Origin of the sequence: Streptomyces sp. NBC_00440, assembly GCF_036014215.1 — a bacterium.
In the GTDB taxonomy this organism is placed as follows: domain Bacteria; phylum Actinomycetota; class Actinomycetes; order Streptomycetales; family Streptomycetaceae; genus Streptomyces.
Map to the genome: position 1 here is coordinate 3072994 of NZ_CP107921.1, position 21867 is coordinate 3094860.

Sequence of the window (21867 nt, forward strand, 5' to 3'; positions counted from 1 at the left end):
TTCACGTTGCCGCTCCCGCCGTCGCCGGTTCGCTGTCGGTGTACGTCATGTCCCTGGTGCTGCTGTCGCTTGCGTACGGGTCCGGTCCTGAGCCCGTCCCCGTTCCCGTTCCGTCTCCCTTGCCGCGGAGGCGTCTGCGCCGTACGGCGAACCAGCCGCCCGTACCGGCGAGCACCAGGACCGCGGCCCCCGCCAGGCGCCACCACGGCACGAACACCGCCGACGCGGACCCCGTCCCGTGCGCTCCGCCCCCGGCCGTGACCGCGAGGTGCACGGACGCCGAATCGAGCGCCGGCGGATGCGGCCACTTCTCCGTGAGCTGTGCGCGCCGTCCGGGCAGCAGTTCCACCGGCAGCGTGCGCCCGGTGATGTGGTGAGCGCCGCTGATGGGTCCTTCGGTGCGTATGTCGAGGTGCGGGGTGAGGGCGGTGTTGCCGCGGTTGACCACCGTGTAGTGGATCAGCCCCCGGCCCTTGTCGATCCGGACGTCCTCGACGGTCAGCGCCGAGAGCGTCGGCCCGCTCACCCGCAGCTGCACCCGCACCCCGGTCTCATGTCCGCCCGCCGCCGCCACGATCGCGGCCGGGTGGTCGCCCGGTTCGGCGCTGGTGGGGACGGTGACGCTGAAGGGGACCCGGGCGCTGGTGCGCGCCGGGACCTTCACCGTGCGGGCGGCCGGGGTGATCCAGCTGTGGTCCGTGGCGCGGAGCGCGGACCCGCCGGATGCCGTGTTGTACGCCTCGGCCCCCCGCAGCCGTACGGTCACGGCCTTCTTCCCGGGGTTGGTCAGCGCCAGGGTGTCCTCCAGGACGGTCCCCGGTGCGCCCTCCAGATAGAAGTACGGGCGGCCGTCGGCGCTCGGCCTGGTGCCGGCGCCGGACGCGGGCGCCGCCGTCCAGCCGGGTCCGCCGGCCGCCGGCTCGGCCGCGGCCGCGGGTACGAGCGCGGGCACGGCGGAGCAGAGCAGTACGGCAGCCGTGAGCACGGCGGAACGGATGTTGCGCGTGAGCATGAGAGAACTCCCTGTTGCTTGGACCGCCTCCCTGGTCCCGGCAGGTGTCAGGCGGACCGCTGGCCCCGCCGGGTCAGCCACAGCACCCCCGCGGCCCCGCTGAGCAGCACGGTCCCGCCGAGCGTGCCGAGCGCCATCGTGGAGTCGAGCGGCCCGGTCTTCGGCAGGCTGCCGCCGGTGCTCTGCGACGAGCCGGAGCCACCGCTCGTACTGCCGCCGCCCGTCGAGCCGCTGCCCCCGCTCGTACCGCCGCCGCCCGATCCGGCGACCGTCAGTTCCAGTGAGGGTTTGGGGCTGTTGGACGGAGTGCAGGTGGTCGTCGTGCCGAGCGCCTTGATGGTCAGCGTCGACGCGGTGAAGGTGACCTTGCCGCTCTTCTTGGGCGTGTAGGTGCCCGACAGGTCACTGATCTTGATGGGTGAGTTGGCGGGTATGGCCGCCGAGTTGGTGGCTCCCGATACCGGGACCGTCCCGCTCTCGGCGCCGCCCAGCTTGATGAGCGCGCTGGGCTTCATGGCGCCCTTGCCCAGTTCGACCGGGCTGGACGAGACGCCCTTCTGGAAGGACATGGTCAGGGTGTAGCCGCTGCCGCTCTTGACGCCCTTGATGTCGATGGGCGAGACGGCTCCTTTGTTTCCGATCGGCGTTTTGCACTGGTAGTTGACGTCCACCACGTCGGCCTGGGCTGCCGGTGCGGTCATCAGCACCACCGAGCCCGCGACGGCCGCCGCCAGCGCAAACGCTGTCCGCTTCTGGTACGACACCTCGAAACCCCTTATGCCGGATGCCGCCGCTAAGTTACTGACGACACATCAGATTGGGCGCTCAAGGTACGCCGGAGCCCTTGCCGAGGGAAGACAAAGAGCGCACCGGATCGGTGCGCTCAGGGGGAAGAGGAGAAAGAAGAGGTGGGAGGCCTACGCCGGCGCGGCCAGCTCGGCCCAGACCATCTTGCCGGGCCTGCCGGGCGTACGGACCACGCCCCAGTCGAGACAGAGCCGCTCCACGATGAACATGCCGTGCCCGCCGGGCCGGCCGGCCCGGTGCGGGCTGCGCGGTGCGGGCTGGCCCGCGCCACGGTCGGCGACCTCAAGACGGAGCACCTTCTGCCCGTACGAGACGCGGAGCTCCTCGGGGCCCTCGGCGTGCAGGCACGCGTTGGTGACCAGCTCGGACACGACCAGCAGGACGTCCTCAGCCGCGGCACGGCGGTCGGCGCTCCCGGCGGGCAGCCAGGCCCAGTCGTAGAGCGCCTGGCGCGTGAAATCACGCGCCAGCGGAACAATGCCGCTCGCACTCTGCAGGGAGAGCGTGCGGATGCGGCCTTCGGCGGACACGGTAGAGGCTGGTCCGGCGCCGTCGCGCTCGGGGCCGAGGTCCCCCGGCGGCTGCTGCCGGGTGGTGCTCATCAGCGCTTCACCTCACCGATTCACCAGTTCAAAAAAGTCAGCGGTACAGAGATTGCGGAGGGACTCCTGCCCTGCCTAATGGTGACAACACTCATTTCTTTCAACAGAGTGTGCGGATCAGTCGCGCAGCGCGTCTTCGAGACAATCGTGCACGGTGAAGACCGCCTCGGCGCCTGTGATCTCGAACACTCTGGCCACCACGGGAAGCATCCCGGCCAGGTGAACCCCTCCCCCGGCGGCCTCCGCCTTGAGGCGGGCCCCGAGGAGCACGTTCAGTCCGGTCGAGTCGCAGAATTCCAGCCGGGAGCAGTCGATGACCAGTCTCGACCGGCCGCGCTCCAGCGCCTGATCCAGCGGCTCGCTCAGCAATTCGGCAGTGTGGTGATCAAGCTCACCTGCCGGAGTCACGACCTCACTCCGGCCCACGGACCTGACTTCGACCTGAAGCCGGCCCCGGTTCATGCTGCCGACCGTCTCGCGGTCCATGTCCGTTCCTCTTCGCCGTATTGGAGATGTCGCTGACGTGCGACGAAGACTACGCCTTCCGTACGCCGACCGGTAGTCGAACAACCACAACAAACCTTACCAATACGGACATTTAACACTTGCGCTTGTCCGTCACAAGCCGATAGGGGTAGTAGCGACATCATTCGAACATGGCCGGCTTCGGAGGCGCCGCTACACCGCTGAACACAGGCATCGGCAGCCATATGCCGAGAACCATGGAGGACACCATGTCACCCCGGCTCGACGAATCCCGCAGCGATACGTCGACTGCACGTCCTACCCAGCCCCACCGGATCGAGTCCGGAATCGAGGATTTTCCTGAGATTCCGCCGTACGACGAAGTGGGCCCGCTGGACGCCAGGGCCCTGTCGAAGACGCTCTTCTCGCGGCTGGAGTCCCTCGAAGAGGGAACGCACGAGTACGCGTATGTCCGCAACACGCTCGTCGAGCTCAACCTGGCCCTGGTCAAGTTCGCCGCCTCCCGGTTCCGCTCACGCAGCGAACCGATGGAAGACATCATCCAGGTCGGCACGATCGGTCTGATCAAGGCGATAGACCGCTTCGAGCTCAGCAGGGGCGTGGAATTCCCCACATTCGCGATGCCGACGATCATCGGCGAGATCAAGCGTTTCTTCCGTGACACCTCCTGGTCGGTGCGGGTGCCGCGCCGTCTCCAGGAGCTCCGTCTCGACCTCGCCAAGGCAGGCGACGAGCTCGCCCAGCAGCTCGACCGCTCCCCGACCGTGGCGGAACTCGCCGCGCGCCTCGACCTGACCAAGGAAGAGGTCGTCGAAGGGATGGCGGCGAGCAACGCGTACACCGCGAGCTCGCTGGACGCCCAGCCCGAGGAGGACGAGTCCGAGGGCGCGCTGGCCGACCGGATCGGCTACGAGGACCACGACCTCGAAGGCGTCGAGTACATCGAGTCGCTCAAGCCCCTCATAGCCGGGCTCCCCTCGCGCGACCGGCAGATCCTGTCGCTGCGCTTCGTCGCCAACATGACGCAGTCGGAGATCGGCGAAGAGCTGGGCATCTCGCAGATGCATGTGTCGCGGCTGCTGTCGCGCACTCTGGTAAAGCTGCGCAAGGGGCTGACCCTGGAGCAGTGAGGCACCGTCACGAGGAGCGTCCGTCCGTACACCGGCCGGGCAGCGCCTCGGCGGAAGAGCCGGTCCCGCTCGCCGGGACCGGCTCTTCCGCGTGCGGGGCCGGTCCAGCCGACCTGCGTACGGAGCCGGTACAGGCGCACGTACGGCGCTCGTGCAGCCCGCGTACGCCGCTCGTGAACGGAGCTGGTACGCGGGCTGAGTGAGACCGGGCCGGGGTCAGACCACCCGGGTTCCGCGCTGCCACACCCCCGAGACCAGCGGGACACCGGGCCGGTAGGCGAGGTGGACGTGGGACGGGGCGTCGAGCAGGGTCAGGTCCGCCCTGGCCCCCGGCACGAGACGGCCGATGTCCGTGCGGCGCAGCGCCTGCGCGCCGCCCGCGGTGGCCGCCCGGAGCGCCTCGTCCGGGCTCATCCCCATGTCCCGTACCGCCAGGGCGATACAGAACGGCATGGAGGACGTGAACGACGAGCCCGGGTTGCAGTCGGTGGAGAGCGCGACCGTCACCCCGGCGTCGAGGAGGCGGCGGGCGTCCGGCCAGGCTGCGCGGGTGGAGAACTCGGCGCCCGGCAGCAGTGTGGCCACGGTGTCGCCGTCGGCCAGGGCCGTGACATCCTCGTCGGTGAGATGGGTGCAGTGGTCGGCCGAAGCGGCGTCCAGCTCGACGGCCAGCTGCACCCCCGGCCCGTGACCGAGCTGGTTGGCGTGGACGCGCGGATGCAGGCCCCTGGCCCGCCCGGCGGTGAGGATCGCGCGGGCCTGGTCGCCGTCGAAGGCGCCCTTCTCGCAGAACACGTCGACCCAGCGGGCGTGCGGCGCACAGGCGTCGAGCATCTCGCCGGTGACCAGATCGACGTACCCGGCGGGGTCGTCGGCGTACTCGGGCGCGACGATGTGGGCACCCAGGTAGGTGACCTCTTCGGTGTGGCGGGCCGCGATCCGCAGGGCCCGCGCCTCGTCCTGGACGGTCAGGCCGTAGCCGGATTTCGTCTCCAGCGTGGTGGTGCCCTGGCGGAGCGCCTCCTGGAGGTACGCGGCGACGTTCGCCGAGAGCTGCTCGTCGGTGGCGGTGCGGGTGGCGGCGACCGTGGTGCGGATCCCGCCCGCCGAGTAACTGCGGCCCGACATGCGCGCGTTGAACTCGGCCGTCCGGTCGCCCGCGAAGACCAGGTGCGAGTGCGAGTCGACGAACCCCGGGATCACCGCCCGGCCGCCCGCGTCGACCGCGTTGTCAGTGGCGGGTGCTTTGCTGGATTCACCGACCCAGGCGATGCGGTCGCCGTCGATGACGAGCGCCGCGTCCTGGATCAGACCGAGCGGGGATCCGTCCCCGAGGGAGGGGTCGTTGGTGACCAGACTGCCGATGTGGGTGAGGGCGGTGGCGGGGTTCGTCATCGCGGTGTGCTCCTACGTGTACGGGTTCGGGGTCAGGGACGCAGCGCCGCGATCGACTCGGCCAGTGCGTGCGGGACGTCCTGGACCAGTGCGTGGACTCCGTCGCGTACGACATGGCGGCCGCCCACGACCGTGTGGCGTACGTCGGCTGCGGAGCCGGCGAATACCGCGGTCTCCGCTCCGAGGCGCGGTACGGGCCCAGCTGTTCTGACCGTGTCGAGTGCGATCGTCGTGAGGTCGGCGAGCGCGCCGGTCTCGATGACGCCTCCCTCGGGCCAGCCGAGCGCGTTGTGCCCGTCGTCGGTGGCAGCGCGCAGCAGCGCCGCTGCCGTCCAGTGGCCCCGGGTGCGCGAGCGCAGCCGTTCGTTGAGCTCCAGGGCGCGGGCCTCTTCGAGGATGTCGATCACGGCGTGGCTGTCGCTGCCCAGGGAGAGCGGGCTGCCCGCGTGCTGGAGCCGGGTGGCGGGGCCGATGCCGTCGGCGAGATCGCGTTCGGTGGTGGGGCACATACAGGTGCCGGTCCCCGAGGAGCCGAGGAGGCGGATGTCCTCGTCGGTGAGATGGGTGTTGTGGACGCCGGTGGTGCGGGGCCCGAGGACTCCGTGGTCGGCGAGCAGCCGGGTGGGCGTGCAGCCGTGCGCCGCCAGGCAGGACTCGTTCTCGGCGGTCTGCTCGGAGAGGTGGACGTGCAGCGGGGCCCGCCGGCTCCCGGCCCAGGCGGCCACGGTGCCGAGCTGGTCGGCCGGGACCGCCCGCACGGAGTGGACGGCCGCGCCGATCCGGGCGTGGTCGCGGTCCTTCAGCAGGGACACCCGCTCGGCCCAGCTCTGCGCCGAGCCGTCGGAGAAGCGCAGCTGGTGCTTCTCGGGCTCCGCGCTGCGGTACTTGTCGATCATCCCGGACGCCAGATAGGCGGTGTCGAGGAGGGTGATGCGGATGCCCGCGTCGTCGGCGGCGGCGATCAGCGCCTCGCCCATCGCGTTCGGGTCGTCGTAGGCGGCGCCACCCGGCGTGTGGTGCACATAGTGAAATTCACCGACCACGGTGATCCCGGCCATCGCCATCTCGGCGTACACCGCGCGGGCGAGCGCGTGGTAGGTGTCCGGGGTCAGCCGGGCGGCCACGCCGTACATCACGTCGCGCCAGGTCCAGAAGGTGCCGGAGCCCACCTGGGCGGCGGACCGCAGGGCGCGGTGGAAGGCGTGGCTGTGGGCGTTCGCCAGGCCCGGGATGGTCAGGCCGCGCAGGGCCGTCGCGCCGGGCGGTGGTGCCGGCACCTCCTTGCGGACAGCCGTGATCCGGCCCTGGTCGGTCTCCAGGACGACGCCCGGCTCGACGTGTGTGTCGAGCCAGGCGTGTTCCAGCCAGTACGTCACCTGCACGCCAGGCCCTCCAGTACATCGGCGAGTGCGGTCACCCCGGCCAGGCAGTCGTCCTCACCGGCGTTCTCCGCCGGGGAGTGCGAGACGCCCGTGGGGTTGCGTACGAACAGCATGGCGGTCGGGACGGACGCGGAGAGGATCCCGGCGTCGTGTCCCGCGCCCGTTCCGAGAACGGGCACGTCGGTGCCGTCGCCACCGAGGATCTTGCGGAGTTCGTCGCGCAGGGCGTGCTCGAACTCGACGACGGGGGTGAAGGACTCCCGGGTGACGCGGACGTCCACGCCGTCCCGCTCGCCGCGTTCCCTGGCCGCCTGCTCGATACCGGCGATGACCGTGTCCAGGGTCGACTGGTCGGCGGCGCGCGAGTCGAGCCAGCCGCGCACCAGGGAGGGGATCGCGTTGACCCCGTTCGGCTCGACGGAGACCTTGCCGAAGGTGGCCACGGCGCCCGCGAGTTCCGCCTGGCGGCGGGCGGCGATGACCGTCTCGGCGTACGTCAGCATCGGGTCGCGGCGGTCCACCAGACGGGTCGTCCCGGCGTGGTTGGCCTCGCCGTGGAAGTCGTACCGCCAGCGGCCGTGCGGCCAGATCGCCGAGGCGATACCGACCGGGTCGCCGCTGAGGTCGAGGGCGCGCCCCTGCTCCACATGGAGCTCGACGAAGGCGCCGATCCGGGCGAGCCGCTGGGGGTCGGGGCCGATACCGGCGGGGTCGTACCCGGCCTGCTCCATGGCGTCGGGCAGCGAGATGCCGTCGCCGTCGCGGAGCCGGTGCGCCTGGTCGACGGTGAGCTGTCCGGCGGCGAGCCGGGAGCCCACACAGGCGAGCCCGAAGCGGGCTCCTTCCTCGTCGCCGAAGTTGCTGATCGCCAGCGGCCTGGTGAACTCGGCTCCCCTGCGGCGGAGTTCGTCGAGCGCGGCGAAGGAGGAGACCACCCCGAGGGGCCCGTCGAAGGCACCGCCGTCCGGTACGGAGTCCAGGTGCGAGCCGGTGACGACGGCGTCGGTGCCCAGCGGGTCACCCAGCCAGGCCCACTGGTTGCCGTTGCGGTCGAGTTCGTAGGTGAGACCGCGGGCCAGCGCCTGGTCCTTGAACCAGGCGCGGCAGTCGGCGTCGGCGCCGGTCCAGGCGTGCCGGCGGTACCCGCCGGAGTCGGAGCTGCGGCCGATGGGCAGCAGCTCCGCCCACATCTCGTGGAACGAGGAGGTCACTGCTGCCCGCCCTCGCGCATCGGGATGCGGACGCCGCGCTCGTCGGCCACCCGCTCGGCGATGTCGTATCCGGCGTCGACATGGCGGATGACGCCCATGCCCGGGTCGTTGGTGAGCACCCGGCGGATCTTCTCGCCCGCGAGCGGGGTGCCGTCGGCCACCGAGACCTGCCCGGCGTGGATGGAGCGGCCCATGCCGACCCCGCCGCCGTGGTGGATGGAGACCCAGGAGGCACCGGACGCGACATTGACCATGGCGTTGAGCAGCGGCCAGTCCGCGATGGCGTCGGAGCCGTCGAGCATGGCTTCGGTCTCGCGGTACGGAGAGGCGACCGAGCCGCAGTCGAGGTGGTCGCGGCCGATGACCAGCGGGGCGGCGAGGGTGCCGTCGGCGACCATGTCGTTGAAGCGGGCGCCGGCCTTGTCGCGCTCGCCCTGGCCGAGCCAGCAGATGCGGGCGGGCAGGCCCTGGAAGTGGACGCGCTCACCGGCCATCTTGATCCAGCGGTGCAGCGACTCGTTCTCCGGGAACAGCTCCAGGAGCGCCTTGTCCGTCTTGTGGATGTCCGCGGCCTCACCGGAGAGCGCGGCCCAGCGGAACGGTCCCTTGCCCTCGCAGAAGAGCGGGCGGATATAGGCGGGCACGAAGCCGGGGAAGTCGAACGCCCGGCTGTAACCGGCGAGTTGGGCTTCACCGCGGATGGAGTTGCCGTAGTCGAAGACCTCGGCCCCGGCGTCCATGAAGCCGACCATGGCCTCGACGTGCCGGGCCATCGACTCGCGGGCGCGCACCGTGAAGTCGGCGGGCTTCTCGGCGGCGTACGCGGCCATGTCGTCGAAGTCGATGCCGAGCGGCAGGTAGGCGAGCGGGTCGTGGGCGGAGGTCTGGTCCGTCACGATGTCGATCGGCGCGCCCTCGGCGAGCATCCGGGGCAGCAGTTCGGCGGCGTTGCCGAGGAGGCCGATGGAGAGCGGCTTGCGGGCGTCGCGCGCCTCGGTGGCGAGCTGGAGGGCGTGCTCCAGGGAGTTCGCGCGGACGTCCAGGTAGCGGTGCTCGATACGGCGCTCGATGGCACGCGGGTCGACGTCGATGCAGATCGCGACGCCGTCGTTCATCGTCACGGCGAGCGGCTGGGCGCCGCCCATGCCGCCGAGCCCGGCGGTGAGCGTGATGGTCCCGGCGAGCGTGCCGTTGAAGCGCTTGGCGGCGACGGCGGCGAAGGTCTCGTAGGTGCCCTGGAGGATGCCCTGGGTGCCGATGTAGATCCAGGAGCCGGCCGTCATCTGACCGTACATGGTGAGCCCGAGCGATTCGAGCCGCCGGAACTCCTCCCAGTTGGCCCAGTCGCCCACCAGGTTGGAGTTGGCGATGAGCACGCGCGGGGCCCACTCGTGGGTCTGCATCACGCCGACCGGGCGGCCCGACTGGACGAGCATCGTCTCGTCCTGCTTGAGCGTCTGCAGCGTGCGCACCATGGCGTCGAAGGAGCGCCAGTCGCGGGCGGCCTTGCCGGTGCCGCCGTAGACGACGAGCTTGTCGGGGTGCTCGGCGACCTCCGGGTCCAGGTTGTTCTGGAGCATGCGCAGGGCGGCCTCCTGCTGCCATCCCAGGGTGCTCAGCTCCGTACCGCGCGGCGCTCGTACCGGCCGGGGTCCTGACATGGTCTGCCTCCTCGATGCCACACTGTTACACGTTCTATTCACATCTTGACCAGATGAATAGAACTAGTCAATACGCTCGGGCATCCCACCCCGCCCCAGTCGATGATTGGCTGGATCACATGGCTTCTGAAACGGGTTCTGGAACAGCCGCCGATACGGGCTCCGGTGCGGGTTCGGCTACGGGCTCCGGTGCGGGTTCCGAGACGGGTGCCGTCGCACGGCGTGAGCAGGCCGTACGGGCCGCGGTGGCGACCGGTCTCGCCGGGCCGGAGAGCCCCGTCGTCGGGCTCCTGGACATCCACGGCATCCGCTCCGGCGCGGCCGCCCTGCGGGCCGCCTTCGAGGAGGTCACCCCGCCGGGTACCTCCGTTCTGCACGCTTTCGCCGTGAAGGCGGCCCCGCTCGTCCCCGTGCTGCGGCTGCTCGCCGATGAAGGCATCGGCGCGGAGGTCGCGAGCCCGGGTGAGCTGGCGCTGGCCCGCGCCGCGGGGGTGCGCCCGGCGCATACCGTCCTGGACTCCCCCGCCAAGACCCCGGCCGAGCTGCGCGAGGCGCTCGCCATCGGGATCGCCGTGAACGCCGACAACCCGCAGGAGCTGGCCCGGCTCGACGCCCTCGTCCGGTCGGCCCCGACGGCCTCACCGCTGGGCCTGCGCGTCAATCCGCAGACCGGCGCCGGCTCCATCGGCGCGCTGTCGACGGCCACCGCGACCTCCAAGTTCGGGGTGGCGCTGCGCGACGAGGGCGCCCGCGAGTGGGTCGTCCGCGCCTTCCTGGACCGCCCCTGGCTGAACCGGCTGCACACCCATTCGGGCTCACAGGGCGTACCGCTGGAGCTCATGGCCGAGGGCGTACGGGCCGTCCACGAACTGGCCGAGGAGATCAACGCGGCGGCGGGCAGACAGCAGATCGACACCATCGACATCGGCGGCGGCCTCCCGGTGAACTTCTCGTCGGACGGCGAGACCCCCACGTACGCCGAGTACGCACGGCTCCTCAAGGCGACCGCGCCCGGCCTGCTCGACGGCCGCTACGGCCTGGTCACCGAGTTCGGCCGCTCGCTGCTCGCCAAGCACGGCACGATCCTGGCCCGCGTCGAGTACGCCAAGTCGGCGGGCGGCCGGGCCATCGCGGTCACCCACGCCGGGGTCCAGGTGGCCACCCGCACCGTGTACGCGCCCGCTTCCTGGCCGCTGCGGATCGCCGCGTACGACAGTGAGGGCCGCCCCAGTACGGCCCCCGTCACCGCTCAGGACATCGCGGGCCCCGCCTGCTTCGCGGGCGACCTGCTGGCGGAGGACCGGGAGCTGCCGCTGCTCGGGCAGGGGGACTACGTGGCGGTGCTGGACACCGGGGCGTACTACTTCGCGCACCACTACGCGTACAACAGCCTTGCCAGGCCCGCGGTTTACGGGTTCGCGGCGGGGGCGGCGGCCGAGACCGCGTCCGGCGCGCGGGGTGTCCGGTTCGCGACGGTGCGGGACGCGCAGAGCGTGGCGGAGATCGTCGCCGAGTCGGGCGGGGCGCACACGGACGCGCTGCTCTGACACGCACCGGCCGAAGGCGCGAGCACAGCCGGAACGCAGACCCTAATCCCGCCGCGCATGTTCCGCTGGAAAATGCCAGAACTCCCCTCAGAGTGCTGAACGTTGCGTAACTTGGCCGTCACTGCTGCACGGCCGCCCCCGCGGCCACGCGCACCACGCTGGGAGGGGAGTTCCGCGTGCCCGGAATCGACGAGTGTCTGCTGGAAGCCATGCGGCTGCCCGGTTCCCTCGGTGCCGCCGTGGTCGACTGGACCAGCGGACTCGCACTCGGAACCATCGGCGAGTCACCGAACAACGACCATGAGGCGACCGCGGCCGAGACCGCGGAGCTGGCCCGGATGGCCGCCGAACAACCCGCGTTCGCCCCGGCCCCGGCCCCGGCAGCCACCGGCGAGCTGCCGGAATCCTCAACGCCCGCCCCGCGTGAGGGACTTCCGGTCGAGGACGTCATCGTCACCAACCGCACCGGCTACCACATCCTGCGCTTCGTCGAGACGACCTTCGACAGCAGCGTCTTCCTGCATCTCTGGCTCGATCGCGACGAGGGCAATCTGGCGCTCGCCCGATTACGGCTGCGGGACCTGGCCGGGCGACTGGTGCTGTGATGACCGCCGCGACCACGACAGGCCCCGGCACCGGACCGCCGGACAGACCTCCGGCCAGACCCCCGGGCGTCTCACCCATGCTCGTCCGCCTCGCGGGCGAACGTGCCACCGGCGCCCTGCTGCGTGACCGCGGCACGCTCTATCTGGTCGACGGCCAGGTGGTGCACGCCGAGAGCCCGGTCGCCCCCGGGATAGACGTCCTGCTGACGACCTCGGGACGGCTGCGCCCCGAGGGGTGGCGGCAGGCCCTGGACCGCGCCGGGGCCCACGGCCGGGTCGGCCGGTTCCTGGTCGAGAGCGGCCAGGTCGCCGACGGCGAGCTGGAGATCTGTCACCTCGGCGCCCTGCACGACGCGGCGTACTTCGCCCTCGCCCCCAGCAGCGGCCCCACCCGCTTCCGTTACGGCGTCGGCCACTGGATCGGCACGGTGCACCCGGTGCCGGCCGAAGCGGTGGAGCGGGAGGCCGCCCGCCGCCGGGAACTGCTCGACCGGCTCTGGCCGTACCCCGACATCGACACCGCCCCGGTGGTACGGGCCCCGAGCCGCCCCGACGCGCCGGTCACCCCGCGCCAGCGCGCCGTGCTCGACCTGGTGGACGGGGTCCGCACCCCGCCCGGCATCGCCAGGGCGCTGGGCCGCCCGGCCTTCCACACCCTCATCGACGTCCGCAGGCTGGCAGCCGCCGGCGCCGTCGAGACCCCGCGCGCACCCGTACCGCAGGCGCCCGCGGTTCCCGCCCGGTACGCCGACGCGGTCGCCGGTGTGTCGCCGGACCCGGATGTCGCCCTGCTCCGCCGGCTGCGAGACGCATTGGAGGCCACGCTGTGATCCGCGCTCTGCGGCAGCGCGCCGAGAGGAGACAACTGATGTCCGCGGAGGCCGAAGTGCTGGAAGAACTGAGGCGGTTGAGAGCCCGGGTGCCCCTGATCAGCGGGGCTCTCGCGGCCAGCGCCGACGGCCTGGTGCTGGCGCAGGACACCACGTCGGCCGAGGGCGAGTCCGTCGCCGCGCTCACCGCGGCGGCCCTCGGTGTCGCGCAGCGGCTGACCGAGACGACGGGCCAGGGCGCCTTCCGTGAGCTGCTGGTCCGCGGCGAGCACGGCTATGTGGCGACGTACGCGGCGGGGCCGTCCGCGGTGCTCACCCTGCTCGCCCAGCCGCGCATCAACGTGGGCCGGCTGCATCTGGAGGCCCGCCGGTCGAGCACCCGGATCGGGGAACTGGTCGACGGCGCCCTCGACCGGCCGGAAAGCCCACGCCCGGGCAGCCAACGCCCGGAGAGCCCATGACCGACACACCCCGCTCCCGGGCCGCCCGCACCCGTGCTCGTACTCGTACCCCGGCATCGGAATCCAGCCACTCGGACACCACTCGTTCTGCCACCCACCAGAAGAAGGGAAGTGCGCCTCTCATGGCGAACACCGAAACCGCACTCAAGGACGCGATGAGCTCGATCGAGGGCACCATCGGCGTGGCCCTCGTCGACTACACCAGCGGAATGGCCCTCGGCACGCTCGGCGGCGGCAAGGACCTCGATCTGGCCGTGGCCGCAGCCGGGAACACGGATGTGGTCCGTGCCAAGGTGCGGACCATGGAGCACCTCGGCCTCACGGACGAGATCGAGGACATCCTGATCACCCTGGGCGAGCAGTACCACCTGATCCGGCTGCTCAAGGGACGCGGGAACAACGGCCTGTTCCTCTATCTGGCGCTGGACAAGTCCCGGGCGAACCTCGCGATGGCCCGTCACCAGCTGAAGAAGATCGAGGCCGAACTGGAGGTGTGACCCGGCCGTTGCCACACCCCGGCGGCCCTGTCAGCGACGCCGCGCCCCGCCAGGTGCGGCGTCGCCCGCGAGGACACCCGTCGAGCTGTAGCCCTTGACCGGCTTCCCCGCGGGGCCCCGCGCGATCCAGTCGGTACGGACCCAGAAGAGCAGGTCGTCCGCGTGTTCGCGACGGCCGAGCCGTACCGCCTTGAGCCAGAGCCCGGCGCCCGCCCCGGCGAGGGTCAGCCCGCCCGCGGCGGGAAGCGCGAACGACGAGCCGAGCGCCGCGGCGAAGGCCGCGAGCAGCCACCAGCGGTGGGCGCGCCGCCAGTTCCGTACGGTCACGGCCCGGTTCTGGAGGAAGTCCGAACGGCCCGCGCGCGAGGGCGACTTCGACAGATGGGCGAACCGGCGCCTGCGGACCAGGGCCACCAGCGCGCAGGTGACCAGGGCGAGCGCGGCCCCGGCCAGGAGCCCGATCCTGCGCCCCGTCAGTCCCGGCAGCAGCGCCCCGGCGGCCGCGGCCACCAGCCCCAGCCACCACAGCGGCGCGGCCCCGGCCCGTACCAGCACCGCGACCCTCGCCACGGTCCGCGGCCGGCCCTTCCCGGGCCGCTCCGGCCGCCGGTCCTGACCCTGCCCCTGCGTCTGCTTCCGCACCTGTGTCTGCGTCTGCGCTCTGCCGCGCCCCACGTCCGTACTCCCTCCGCACGCCTGCTCCGGACCGAGCGGAGATTAGCGACGGTTTCTGAGTACGCCGTGAGAAGCCCGTGGCCACGCCACGAACAGCCGCTCCACGAACAGCTACTCCACGAACAGCCCCCGCGCCGCCGCCCGTGTGTCGAACTCCTCCAGGCGCGACTGCGCCTCCGGCAGGTCGTCGCACATCGCCTCAAGCAGCACCCGCCCCAGCAGCATCGGCCCGCACACCGTGTCGAAGGCCAGGCCGGTGCCGACGGCCGCGGGGATCAGGATGTCGCTGTGCCGGGCGACCGGCGCGAAGGCCGAGTCGGCGACCGTCACCACGGTCAGCCCGGCCGACTGGGCGTACGCGAGCGCCTCGACCACCTCACGCGGGTGGCGCGGCAGCGCGAAGCAGAGCAGCACCGTGGCCCCCGCCCGTACCGAGGCGTCGATGCGGTCGGCCAGCATCGTGCCGCCCTCGTCGAGCAGCCGGACATCCCGGTGGACCTTGGCGGCGAAGTACGCGAACCCCCTGGCCTGCGAGGAGGCGGCGCGCAGCCCCAGTACCGGCAGCGTCGGGGACTGCGCGAGCAGCCGGCCGGCGCGCTCCACCAGTGAGGGATCGGCCAGTACCTCGGCGAGCCGGCGCAGATTCTCCATCTCGGAGTGGACGGCCTGCTGGTACTCGTTGAGGCTGTCGTCGTCCGCCTCACGTCCGGCCGGGGCGACCTCCCGCAGGTGCCGGCGCAGCGCCGGGTAGCCGTCGAAGCCGAGCGCCACCGCGAACCGGGTGACGGACGGCTGGCTGACCCCGGCCAGTTCGGCCAGTTCGACGGAGGAGAGGAAAGGCGCCTCGGCGGCCTGCCGCACCATGCAGTGCGCGATGCGCCGCTGGGTCGGTGTCAGCCGATGCCCTTCGAAGAGCTGTTGCAGCCGTGCGGCCGGGCTGTCGCTCATGCCGTCATCCCCCTCAAGTTCCACATCCAGATCAGAGTTCATTGAACCGCCCGCCTCCCGGGCGCCCGCTCCGGGGCACCGCCCGCGTCGGAGGACCCTCGGAAGCCCCTCGGATGTCCCTCGGCGGCCCCTCAGGTCCCGGACCCTCGGAGGTCATTGAACCGCCCGGTCCCTCAGAGGTCATGGAACCGGTCGAGCAGCGCGGCCGCCGTCTCCACGTCGTCGGTGAGCGGCCGGTCCGCGTGGTCCGGGTCGAGCACCTCGTCCGCCAGGGCGAAGGCACGGCCGACCGGCAGGTCCGGGTCGATCCGCAGCTCGCGCTGGCGCAACGCCCGTACGGCGGAGACCAGTTCACAGCCCACGACATAGCGGTACGCGCGTCCGGCCCGCAGCGCCTGCCGGGCCGCGATCGAGGCGAAGCTGGCCTGTTCCTCGACACCGCGGGAGAGGACCGCGTGCCCGAGCGAGGCCGGCGCGGACAGGGCGCTCAGCTCGCCGAGTGCCGCTCCGGCCGCGTACTCCAGGATCATCACACCCGACGACGCCGCCTCGCCGTCGGCGAGGAAGGGCCTGAGCCGGGTGAACCCGGGTTCGTTCAGCTCGGAGAGCCGGGAGGTGGAGAGCCGGGCAGTCTGGGTGAGGGCCAGCCTGAAGTGGTCGAGCGCCAGGGCCAGCTGGGCCATGTAGAAGCCGCCGTGGTGGTAGGCCGCCATGTCCTCCGCGTGGATCAGCGGGTTCTCGGCCGCCGCGTTGATCTCGACGGCGATGGTGCGTTCCAGCAGGTCGGCCGCGTCCTGGGCGGGTCCGTGGATCTGCGGGACACAGCGGAAGCCGTACGGGTCCTGGATGCGGCCCAGCGGCGGGGTGGGCCGCTCGGGTGCGCCGAGCAGTCGGCGGCTGCGGGCGGCGACGGCGTACGAGCCGGGGTGCGGACGGGCCGCGTGCACCGGCTCCGCGTACGCCTCGAAGGAGCCGTCCACGGCGAGCAGCGACAGCGCGGCCACCACCTGGGTCGCGTCGACCAGTGCGCGCAGCTCGTCGAGTGCGAGCGCGGCCTGTCCGAGCGTGAGGGCGTTGCTGCTGATCAGGGCGAGTGCGTCGTTGTTGTCGAGGCGCAGCGCGGCGGGCGGCGGGCCGCCCTGCCAGGGATGCTCGCCGGCCAGCGCGAGGCCCATCTGGGCGAGGGCCGCGATGTCACCGGTCCCGACCGAGCCGAACTCGTTGACGACGGGGTGGGCGCCGGACTCCAGGGCTTCGCAGAGCGCGGTGACGACGGTGGGCCGCAGTCCGGCCCCTCCGGCGAGCAGCTGGTTGGCGCGTACTGCGAGCATGGCCCTGACCTCTTGGCCCGGCAGCGGATCCCCGATGGCCCCGGCGTGCGAGCGCAGCAGCCGCAGCCCGTGGTCGGCGGCTGCGCCGGACGGCACCGACTCGTTACGGTTGGCGCCGACACCGGTGGAACGGCCGTACACCCGACCCGACGCGGCGAGCTCACGCGCCGCGTCCCACGACTGTTCGGCACGCTTCATCGCCTCGGTACCGGGTACGGGCCTGGCCGTGCCACGGGCGAGCCGGACCACGTCGGCGACCGGAAGGGACTCACCGTCGAGGACCACGATGCCGGTCGAGGCGCTGCCGGTCCGGGAGCTGCCGGTGGTCCGGGGGCTGCCGGTCCCGGTATCCACCGTGCGGTACGACATCATGCGCGAACGCCTCCTTTTCCCGACATTCGGTCTTGCCTCATGGACCGGCACCACCAGAGTTTCAGCGCAGCCCATTGACAAATTATTCAGACACCGAGAACTCTGCATGACCATATGCAGCCGGGCAAGGGATGACCGATGATCAAATTCGACTCCGTGCACAAACGCTTCCCGAACGGCACCACCGCGGTCCACGACCTCAACCTGGACATGCCGGAGGGGCAGATCACGGTCCTCGTCGGATCGTCCGGGTGCGGCAAGACCACCACTCTCCGCATGATCAACCGCATGGTCGACCCGTCGTCGGGGACGATCCGCCTCGCGGGCAAGGACATCCTCGAAGCGGACGCCGCCGAGCTGCGGCGCGGCATCGGGTACGTCATCCAGCAGTCCGGGCTCTTCCCGCACCGGACGATCCTGGACAACGTGGCCACCGTCCCGCTGCTCCTCGGCTGGGGCCGCAAGAAGGCCCGTGCCCGTGCTGCGGAGCTCCTGGAGACGGTCGGGCTGAACGCCGACACCGGCAAGCGCTATCCGCACCAGCTCTCCGGCGGCCAGCAGCAGCGCGTCGGGGTGGCCCGCGCGCTCGCGGCCGACCCGCCGGTGCTGCTGATGGACGAGCCGTTCGGCGCGGTGGACCCGGTGGTCCGCACCCAGCTCCAGGACGAGCTGCTGCGGCTCCAGAAGGACCTGAACAAGACCATCGTCTTCGTCACCCACGACATAGACGAGGCCGTCCGGCTCGGCGACCGCATCGCGGTCTTCCGTACCGGTGGCCATCTCGTCCAGTGCGCCGAGCCCGCCGAACTGCTCGCCAGGCCCGCCGACGACTTCGTGGCGGACTTCCTGGGCGCCGAGCGCGGGCTGAAGCTGCTGTCCCTCTCCACCCTCGCGGGGATACCCCAGACCCCTGCCCCGGTCGTCCGCGCCGATGAGCGGATGGATGAGCGAATATCCCAGGGGAAGGGCTCGGGCCGCTGGCAGCTGGTGGCATCCGCCGACAACAGGCCGCTCGGCTGGCTCGACACGGACGCCGCACCGGCGGCCGGGACGGCGGGCGACGCCCCGCTGCTGCCCGTCCGGGCGCTGCGCGACACCGACTCGCTGCTGTCGGCGCTCAACGAGTCCGTCTCGTCCCCGGCCGGTCTGGTGGCCCGGGTGGACGCCGACGGCGCACTGACCGGCGTCACCTCGCGCGACGCGATACACGACCGTGCGGGCGAGGCCCACACGAGCGCGGGAGCCGCCGGAGACACCCCCGCGGCGACCGGCACCACCAACGCCACGGAGACCGGTCCCACCGACGTCACGAAGACCGGTTCCGCCGCATGACCGTCGACTGGGGCTGGTTCCCCGACCACACCGGCGAGATGGCGCACTTGACCGCTGACCATCTCTCCACCGCGGTGCCCGCCGTCCTCATCGGCCTGCTGATCGCGCTCCCGCTGGCGGTCGTCGCCCACCGGGTACGGGCGCTGCGCGGCTTCGTACTCGGCATCTCCAACATCCTCTACACGATCCCGTCGCTGGCCTTCTTCGTCCTGCTGCTGCCCATCACCGGGCTCACCCGGACGACGGCGATCACCGGCCTGACCGCGTACACCCTGGTGGTGCTCGTACGGAACACCGTCGAGGGCCTGGACGCGGTGCCCGCCAAGGTGCGCGAGGCGTCCACCGCCATGGGCACCCGGCCGCTGCGCACCCTGCTCACCGTGGAACTGCCGCTGGCGCTCCCGGTGATCATGGCCGGTATCCGGGTCTCCACAGTGATGTCGATCTCGCTGGTGAGCGTCGCCAGCTACATCGGGTACGGCGGCCTCGGCCAGCTCTTCACCGACGGCTTCCAGCGCAACTACCCCACCCCGGTCGTCGCCGGAGTGATCCTGACCCTGCTGCTCGCGCTGGTGGCGGACGCGCTGCTCGTCACCGTCCAGTGGCTGTGCACGCCCTGGACCAGGCAGCGCCATTCCATGAAGAGGGGCGCCTGACCCATGCTGGAACTCCTCAAGAACCTCGCGTCCTGGCTGACCAGCCCCGCCCAGTGGTCCGGCCAGGAAGGCATCGCGCACCGGCTGGTCGAGCACCTGCAGTACTCGCTGCTCGCCACCGTCATCGCGGCCGTCATCGCGCTCCCCATCGGAATGCTGATCGGCCACACCGGGCGCGGCGCGTTCATCGCGGTCAACCTGGCGTCGTTCGGCCGCGCGCTGCCCACCGTCGGCCTGGTGACCCTGGTCTTCCTCGCGGGCGGGCTCTCCATCTGGCCGGTGTACGTCTCACTGGTCGCCCTCGCCGTGCCGGTGATCATCACCAACACGTACGCGGGCATGGCCGCCGTCGACCCGGAGGTCAAGGACGCGGCGAAGGGGGTGGGGCTCCGCGGCCACCAGGTCCTCTGGCAGGTCGAACTCCCGCTCGCGCTGCCCCTGATCATGACCGGCATCCGGCTGGCGACCGTGCAGGTCGTGGCCACCGCCACCATCGCCGCCTATGTCAGCTTCGGCGGCCTGGGCCGGTACGTGTTCGACGGGCTCGCCCAGCGCGACCTGGTACAGGTGCTCGGCGGTGCGGTGCTGGTCGCCGTCCTGGCCGTCATCGCCGACCTGGCCCTGGGCGGGGTGCAGCGGCTGCTGCTGCGCGGCCGACCCGACACCGCCCGCTGACTTCTGGAGACCCGAGATGAACCGACGTACCGCACTCACCGCCCTGCTGGCCGGCGCATCGGCGCCGATGCTCGCCGCCTGCTCGTCCGGCATCACGTCCCTCAACGGAGGTGGCTCCGGCGGCGACGCCGGAAGCAGCTCGGGCGGGCTGGTCATCGGCACCGCCAACTTCACCGAGAACCAGATACTCGGCTACCTCTACGCGGGGGCGCTCAAGGCCGCGGGCATCAAGTCCACGGTCAAGCCGAACCTGGGCTCCCGTGAGATCATCGTCCCCGCGCTGAAGGGGGGCGACATCGATCTGCTCCCCGAATACCAGGGCAGTCTGCTGCTCTATCTGAACAAGAAGGCCACCGAGACGGAGGCGGGCGCCATGCAGAACGCGCTGGCCGCCGTGCTGCCCGCGAGCCTGGAGGTCCTGCCGTACGCGGCGGCCGAGGACCGCGACAGCTTCGCGGTGACCCGTGAGACGGCCGACAAGTACGGACTCAAGACCCTCGCCGACCTGAAGAAGGCCAACGGCAAGCTGGTGTTCGGCGCGGCGGCCGAGATGCAGAAGCGGGTCGTGGGGGTCGTCGGCCTGAAGGACCAGTACGGCGTGGAGTTCAAGGAGTTCAAGGCACTGGACTCGTCGGGCCCGCTGGTCAAGGGCGCGCTGAAGAAGGGCGATGTGGATGTCGCCAACGTCTTCACCACGGATGTGGATGTCGCGGCGAACCACTGGGTCGTCCTGGAGGACCCGAAGCACCTGGTGCCCGCGCAGCACATCGTCCCGCTGATCGCCGCCCGCAAGGCGGACGGCAAGGTCCGCAAGGCGCTGGCCCTGCTGGGCAACGCGCTGACGACGGACGAGCTGACGAAGCTGAACAGCCTGGTGGACAAGGACAAGAAGGACCCGGACCGGGTCGCGGACGCGTGGCTGAAGCAGCACAGGCTGATGGCGTAGCAGGCTGTTGCTGGGGGGGGCCGCCCACGGGCCCCCGGTCCTCGAACTCCCCCGGACTTCGTACGGAGGGACCCCCAGGACGGGCTTGGTTTTCAAGCCCGCCCTGGTGGCGCCTCCCAGCGGTAGCCGGGGAAGTTCGAGGCCACACTCAAGCCGGGCCCGGGGGCAGCGCCCCCGCGGCGGACCCGCGCTCCACCAGCCGAGGCGCACACAGAATCCGCTTGCGCCGCACCCGCCGCCCCTCGATCGCTGCCACAGCCAGCCGCGCCGCCTCCGCCGCGATCTCCGCGAGGCCCCAGTCCAGGGTCGTCAGCGCGGGCGTCAGGACCCGGGAGACCGGGTGGTCGTCGAAACCGACCACCGACAGGTCCCGGCCGATCGCCAGGCCCGCTTCGGCGGCCGCCGCGTACACGCCGTACGCGATCGAGTCCGAGAAGCAGAAGACCGCGGTGGAGCGGCCGCCCACCACCCCGCGCGCGACCCCGGTCGCCTCGCCCAACTCCTGGGCACACGGCACCACTTCGACGTCGAGACCGAGCCGGTCCGCCGCCTCGCGCACATAGACGTCGGCGGGGCGGTCGGGGGTGCTGGGCCCCGTCGGGGTCAGCACCGTGACGCGCCGGTGCCCGAGCCCGCCCAGATACGCCAGCACCGCGTCGATCCCGGCGCGGTTGTCGAAGAGCACCTCCCCGGCGGTCCTGGCCTGCTGGAGCGAGTCACCGATGGAGACCACCGGCACCGCCTCGGCGATCTTCGACCAGCCCTCGGCCGATGGGTCGACCGGTGAGACGAGCAGACCGTCCACCCGCTGGTCGCGGAGCTGCTTGGCGAGGACCAGCTCCCGTGCGGGATCGCCGCCCGCGTCGAGGATCAGCGCATAGCGGTCACCCGCCAGGAGTTCGCGCCCTATCGCCGCCATCAGCTGCTGCTGCCAGAGGTCCTGGAGGTCGCCCGCGAGGACGCCGACCATGCTCGTACGGCCGCTGGCGAGGGCGCGGGCGATGGGATCCGCCTCGTACCCCAGCTCGGCCGCGGCCTTGCGGACCCGCTCCTCGGTCTCCTTGGAGACCTGCTTGCCACGCAGGGCATACGAGACGGCGGCAGTGGAGAGGCCGGTGGCCTCTGCCACCTCGCGGAGGGTGGTGCGCTTGCTCGGCCTGGCCATGACGGGAAGCCTACCGGCCACCTCCGACAGTCCGCCGTGCCATTGCGCAGACCCGCGACCGGGTCTTCCCGGCCCCGCCCGGCCCGACCGGCCCCGGCCCAGCACACCCAGCCATACACCCAGCCTTGACAGCCAGCCTTG

Annotated in this window: 22 protein-coding genes; 10 read left to right on the forward strand and 12 right to left on the reverse strand. The window is 71.6% G+C overall.

From position 1 onward, the window contains the following. Window position 1: 1 nt before the first annotated feature. From OHB13_RS13700 to OHB13_RS13715, 4 genes are all read right to left on the reverse strand, one after another. The gene (locus tag OHB13_RS13700) at window positions 2-1012 is read right to left on the reverse strand and encodes a COG1470 family protein (RefSeq protein WP_328377279.1); all 1011 of its coding nucleotides are present in this window, start codon (window positions 1010-1012) and stop codon (window positions 2-4) included. A gap of 47 nt (window positions 1013-1059) precedes the next feature. Next, window positions 1060-1776: a peptidase gene (locus OHB13_RS13705; RefSeq protein ID WP_266856344.1), complete on the reverse strand. Its 717-nt coding sequence runs from the start codon at window positions 1774-1776 to the stop codon at window positions 1060-1062. A 153-nt stretch (window positions 1777-1929) separates the two neighbouring features. After that, a complete protein-coding gene (locus tag OHB13_RS13710) occupies window positions 1930-2421 on the reverse strand; it encodes an ATP-binding protein (RefSeq protein ID WP_328377280.1) in 492 nt (163 codons plus the stop codon). Between the two features lie 117 nt (window positions 2422-2538). Beyond that, window positions 2539-2907 (reverse strand): STAS domain-containing protein, encoded by a 369-nt coding sequence (locus tag OHB13_RS13715; protein WP_266856340.1) that lies wholly within the window; start codon window positions 2905-2907, stop codon window positions 2539-2541. A 248-nt stretch (window positions 2908-3155) separates the two neighbouring features. On the opposite strand from OHB13_RS13715, the gene OHB13_RS13720 reads away from it, so the two are divergent. Continuing rightward, window positions 3156-4037 carry an RNA polymerase sigma factor SigF gene (locus OHB13_RS13720; protein WP_401608860.1) on the forward strand — a complete coding sequence of 294 codons (882 nt, stop codon included), beginning with the start codon at window positions 3156-3158 and terminating at the stop codon, window positions 4035-4037. 216 nt (window positions 4038-4253) lie between these two features. Here OHB13_RS13720 and hutI read toward each other — a convergent pair whose 3' ends face one another. From hutI to hutU, 4 genes are read right to left on the reverse strand one after another with little or no spacing between them, the layout of a single operon-like run. Next, on the reverse strand, window positions 4254-5432 hold the full coding sequence (hutI, locus tag OHB13_RS13725; RefSeq protein ID WP_328377281.1) for an imidazolonepropionase: 1179 nt from the start codon (window positions 5430-5432) through the stop codon (window positions 4254-4256). 32 nt (window positions 5433-5464) lie between these two features. Further along, window positions 5465-6814: a formimidoylglutamate deiminase gene (locus OHB13_RS13730; protein WP_328377282.1), complete on the reverse strand. Its 1350-nt coding sequence runs from the start codon at window positions 6812-6814 to the stop codon at window positions 5465-5467. Continuing rightward, window positions 6805-8004 carry an allantoate amidohydrolase gene (locus OHB13_RS13735; RefSeq protein WP_328380286.1) on the reverse strand — a complete coding sequence of 400 codons (1200 nt, stop codon included), beginning with the start codon at window positions 8002-8004 and terminating at the stop codon, window positions 6805-6807. The genes OHB13_RS13730 and OHB13_RS13735 overlap by 10 nt, the downstream gene beginning before the upstream one ends. Before the next feature lie 17 nt (window positions 8005-8021). Further along, a complete protein-coding gene (hutU, locus tag OHB13_RS13740; RefSeq protein ID WP_328377283.1) occupies window positions 8022-9686 on the reverse strand; it encodes a urocanate hydratase in 1665 nt (554 codons plus the stop codon). Between the two features lie 119 nt (window positions 9687-9805). Here hutU and OHB13_RS13745 point away from each other — a divergent pair, with 119 nt between their 5' ends. The 5 genes from OHB13_RS13745 to OHB13_RS13765 all read left to right on the forward strand — a co-directional run bounded on the left by OHB13_RS13745 (window position 9806) and on the right by OHB13_RS13765 (window position 13626). After that, window positions 9806-11233, forward strand: coding sequence for a diaminopimelate decarboxylase (locus OHB13_RS13745; RefSeq protein WP_328377284.1), 1428 nt, complete (start codon window positions 9806-9808; stop codon window positions 11231-11233). 176 nt (window positions 11234-11409) lie between these two features. Next, window positions 11410-11838 carry a hypothetical protein gene (locus OHB13_RS13750; protein WP_328377285.1) on the forward strand — a complete coding sequence of 143 codons (429 nt, stop codon included), beginning with the start codon at window positions 11410-11412 and terminating at the stop codon, window positions 11836-11838. Window positions 11839-11915: 77 nt separating this feature from the next. Beyond that, window positions 11916-12668: a transcriptional regulator gene (locus tag OHB13_RS13755; RefSeq protein ID WP_328377286.1), complete on the forward strand. Its 753-nt coding sequence runs from the start codon at window positions 11916-11918 to the stop codon at window positions 12666-12668. Window positions 12669-12706: 38 nt separating this feature from the next. After that, window positions 12707-13129 carry a roadblock/LC7 domain-containing protein gene (locus tag OHB13_RS13760; RefSeq protein WP_266856328.1) on the forward strand — a complete coding sequence of 141 codons (423 nt, stop codon included), beginning with the start codon at window positions 12707-12709 and terminating at the stop codon, window positions 13127-13129. Window positions 13130-13251: 122 nt separating this feature from the next. Continuing rightward, complete coding sequence (locus OHB13_RS13765) at window positions 13252-13626, forward strand: hypothetical protein (protein ID WP_266856326.1); 375 nt, start codon at window positions 13252-13254, stop codon at window positions 13624-13626. Window positions 13627-13656: 30 nt separating this feature from the next. Here OHB13_RS13765 and OHB13_RS13770 read toward each other — a convergent pair whose 3' ends face one another. The 3 genes from OHB13_RS13770 to OHB13_RS13780 all read right to left on the reverse strand — a co-directional run bounded on the left by OHB13_RS13770 (window position 13657) and on the right by OHB13_RS13780 (window position 16949). After that, the gene (locus tag OHB13_RS13770) at window positions 13657-14196 is read right to left on the reverse strand and encodes a hypothetical protein (RefSeq protein WP_328380287.1); all 540 of its coding nucleotides are present in this window, start codon (window positions 14194-14196) and stop codon (window positions 13657-13659) included. Window positions 14197-14412: 216 nt separating this feature from the next. After that, window positions 14413-15249, reverse strand: coding sequence for a MurR/RpiR family transcriptional regulator (locus tag OHB13_RS13775; protein WP_266856324.1), 837 nt, complete (start codon window positions 15247-15249; stop codon window positions 14413-14415). Between the two features lie 173 nt (window positions 15250-15422). Beyond that, window positions 15423-16949, reverse strand: coding sequence for an aromatic amino acid ammonia-lyase (locus OHB13_RS13780; protein WP_406072377.1), 1527 nt, complete (start codon window positions 16947-16949; stop codon window positions 15423-15425). 141 nt (window positions 16950-17090) lie between these two features. Here OHB13_RS13780 and OHB13_RS13785 point away from each other — a divergent pair, with 141 nt between their 5' ends. Genes OHB13_RS13785 through OHB13_RS13800 form a run of 4 tightly spaced genes read left to right on the forward strand, consistent with a single transcriptional unit; the run spans window position 17091 to window position 20561 of the window. Further along, window positions 17091-18284, forward strand: coding sequence for an ABC transporter ATP-binding protein (locus OHB13_RS13785; protein WP_328377288.1), 1194 nt, complete (start codon window positions 17091-17093; stop codon window positions 18282-18284). Continuing rightward, a complete protein-coding gene (locus OHB13_RS13790; RefSeq protein WP_328377289.1) occupies window positions 18281-18940 on the forward strand; it encodes an ABC transporter permease in 660 nt (219 codons plus the stop codon). The genes OHB13_RS13785 and OHB13_RS13790 overlap by 4 nt, the downstream gene beginning before the upstream one ends. A 3-nt stretch (window positions 18941-18943) precedes the next feature. Further along, window positions 18944-19615, forward strand: a complete 672-nt coding sequence (locus OHB13_RS13795; protein WP_266856318.1) for an ABC transporter permease — start codon at window positions 18944-18946, stop codon at window positions 19613-19615. 16 nt (window positions 19616-19631) lie between these two features. Then, window positions 19632-20561 carry an ABC transporter substrate-binding protein gene (locus OHB13_RS13800; protein WP_328377290.1) on the forward strand — a complete coding sequence of 310 codons (930 nt, stop codon included), beginning with the start codon at window positions 19632-19634 and terminating at the stop codon, window positions 20559-20561. 148 nt (window positions 20562-20709) lie between these two features. On the opposite strand, the gene OHB13_RS13805 is transcribed toward OHB13_RS13800, so the two are convergent. Continuing rightward, window positions 20710-21726 carry a LacI family DNA-binding transcriptional regulator gene (locus OHB13_RS13805; protein ID WP_266856314.1) on the reverse strand — a complete coding sequence of 339 codons (1017 nt, stop codon included), beginning with the start codon at window positions 21724-21726 and terminating at the stop codon, window positions 20710-20712. Window positions 21727-21867 lie beyond the last annotated feature (141 nt).

Bases quoted from the DNA above. Each gene is read 5' to 3' on its own strand.
- OHB13_RS13700 (WP_328377279.1), bottom strand. From the start codon at position 1,012: ATGCTCACGCGCAACATCCGTTCCGCCGTGCTCACGGCTGCCGTACTG.
- OHB13_RS13710 (WP_328377280.1), bottom strand. From the start codon at position 2,421: ATGAGCACCACCCGGCAGCAGCCGCCGGGGGACCTCGGCCCCGAGCGC.
- OHB13_RS13715 (WP_266856340.1), bottom strand. From the start codon at position 2,907: ATGGACCGCGAGACGGTCGGCAGCATGAACCGGGGCCGGCTTCAGGTC.
- OHB13_RS13720 (WP_401608860.1), top strand. From the start codon at position 3,156: ATGTCACCCCGGCTCGACGAATCCCGCAGCGATACGTCGACTGCACGT.
- hutI (WP_328377281.1), bottom strand. From the start codon at position 5,432: ATGACGAACCCCGCCACCGCCCTCACCCACATCGGCAGTCTGGTCACC.
- OHB13_RS13735 (WP_328380286.1), bottom strand. From the start codon at position 8,004: ATGTGGGCGGAGCTGCTGCCCATCGGCCGCAGCTCCGACTCCGGCGGG.
- hutU (WP_328377283.1), bottom strand. From the start codon at position 9,686: ATGTCAGGACCCCGGCCGGTACGAGCGCCGCGCGGTACGGAGCTGAGC.
- OHB13_RS13745 (WP_328377284.1), top strand. From the start codon at position 9,806: ATGGCTTCTGAAACGGGTTCTGGAACAGCCGCCGATACGGGCTCCGGT.
- OHB13_RS13755 (WP_328377286.1), top strand. From the start codon at position 11,916: ATGCTCGTCCGCCTCGCGGGCGAACGTGCCACCGGCGCCCTGCTGCGT.
- OHB13_RS13760 (WP_266856328.1), top strand. From the start codon at position 12,707: ATGTCCGCGGAGGCCGAAGTGCTGGAAGAACTGAGGCGGTTGAGAGCC.
- OHB13_RS13765 (WP_266856326.1), top strand. From the start codon at position 13,252: ATGGCGAACACCGAAACCGCACTCAAGGACGCGATGAGCTCGATCGAG.
- OHB13_RS13775 (WP_266856324.1), bottom strand. From the start codon at position 15,249: ATGAGCGACAGCCCGGCCGCACGGCTGCAACAGCTCTTCGAAGGGCAT.
- OHB13_RS13780 (WP_406072377.1), bottom strand. From the start codon at position 16,949: ATGTCGTACCGCACGGTGGATACCGGGACCGGCAGCCCCCGGACCACC.
- OHB13_RS13785 (WP_328377288.1), top strand. From the start codon at position 17,091: ATGATCAAATTCGACTCCGTGCACAAACGCTTCCCGAACGGCACCACC.
- OHB13_RS13790 (WP_328377289.1), top strand. From the start codon at position 18,281: ATGACCGTCGACTGGGGCTGGTTCCCCGACCACACCGGCGAGATGGCG.
- OHB13_RS13795 (WP_266856318.1), top strand. From the start codon at position 18,944: ATGCTGGAACTCCTCAAGAACCTCGCGTCCTGGCTGACCAGCCCCGCC.
- OHB13_RS13800 (WP_328377290.1), top strand. From the start codon at position 19,632: ATGAACCGACGTACCGCACTCACCGCCCTGCTGGCCGGCGCATCGGCG.
- OHB13_RS13805 (WP_266856314.1), bottom strand. From the start codon at position 21,726: ATGGCCAGGCCGAGCAAGCGCACCACCCTCCGCGAGGTGGCAGAGGCC.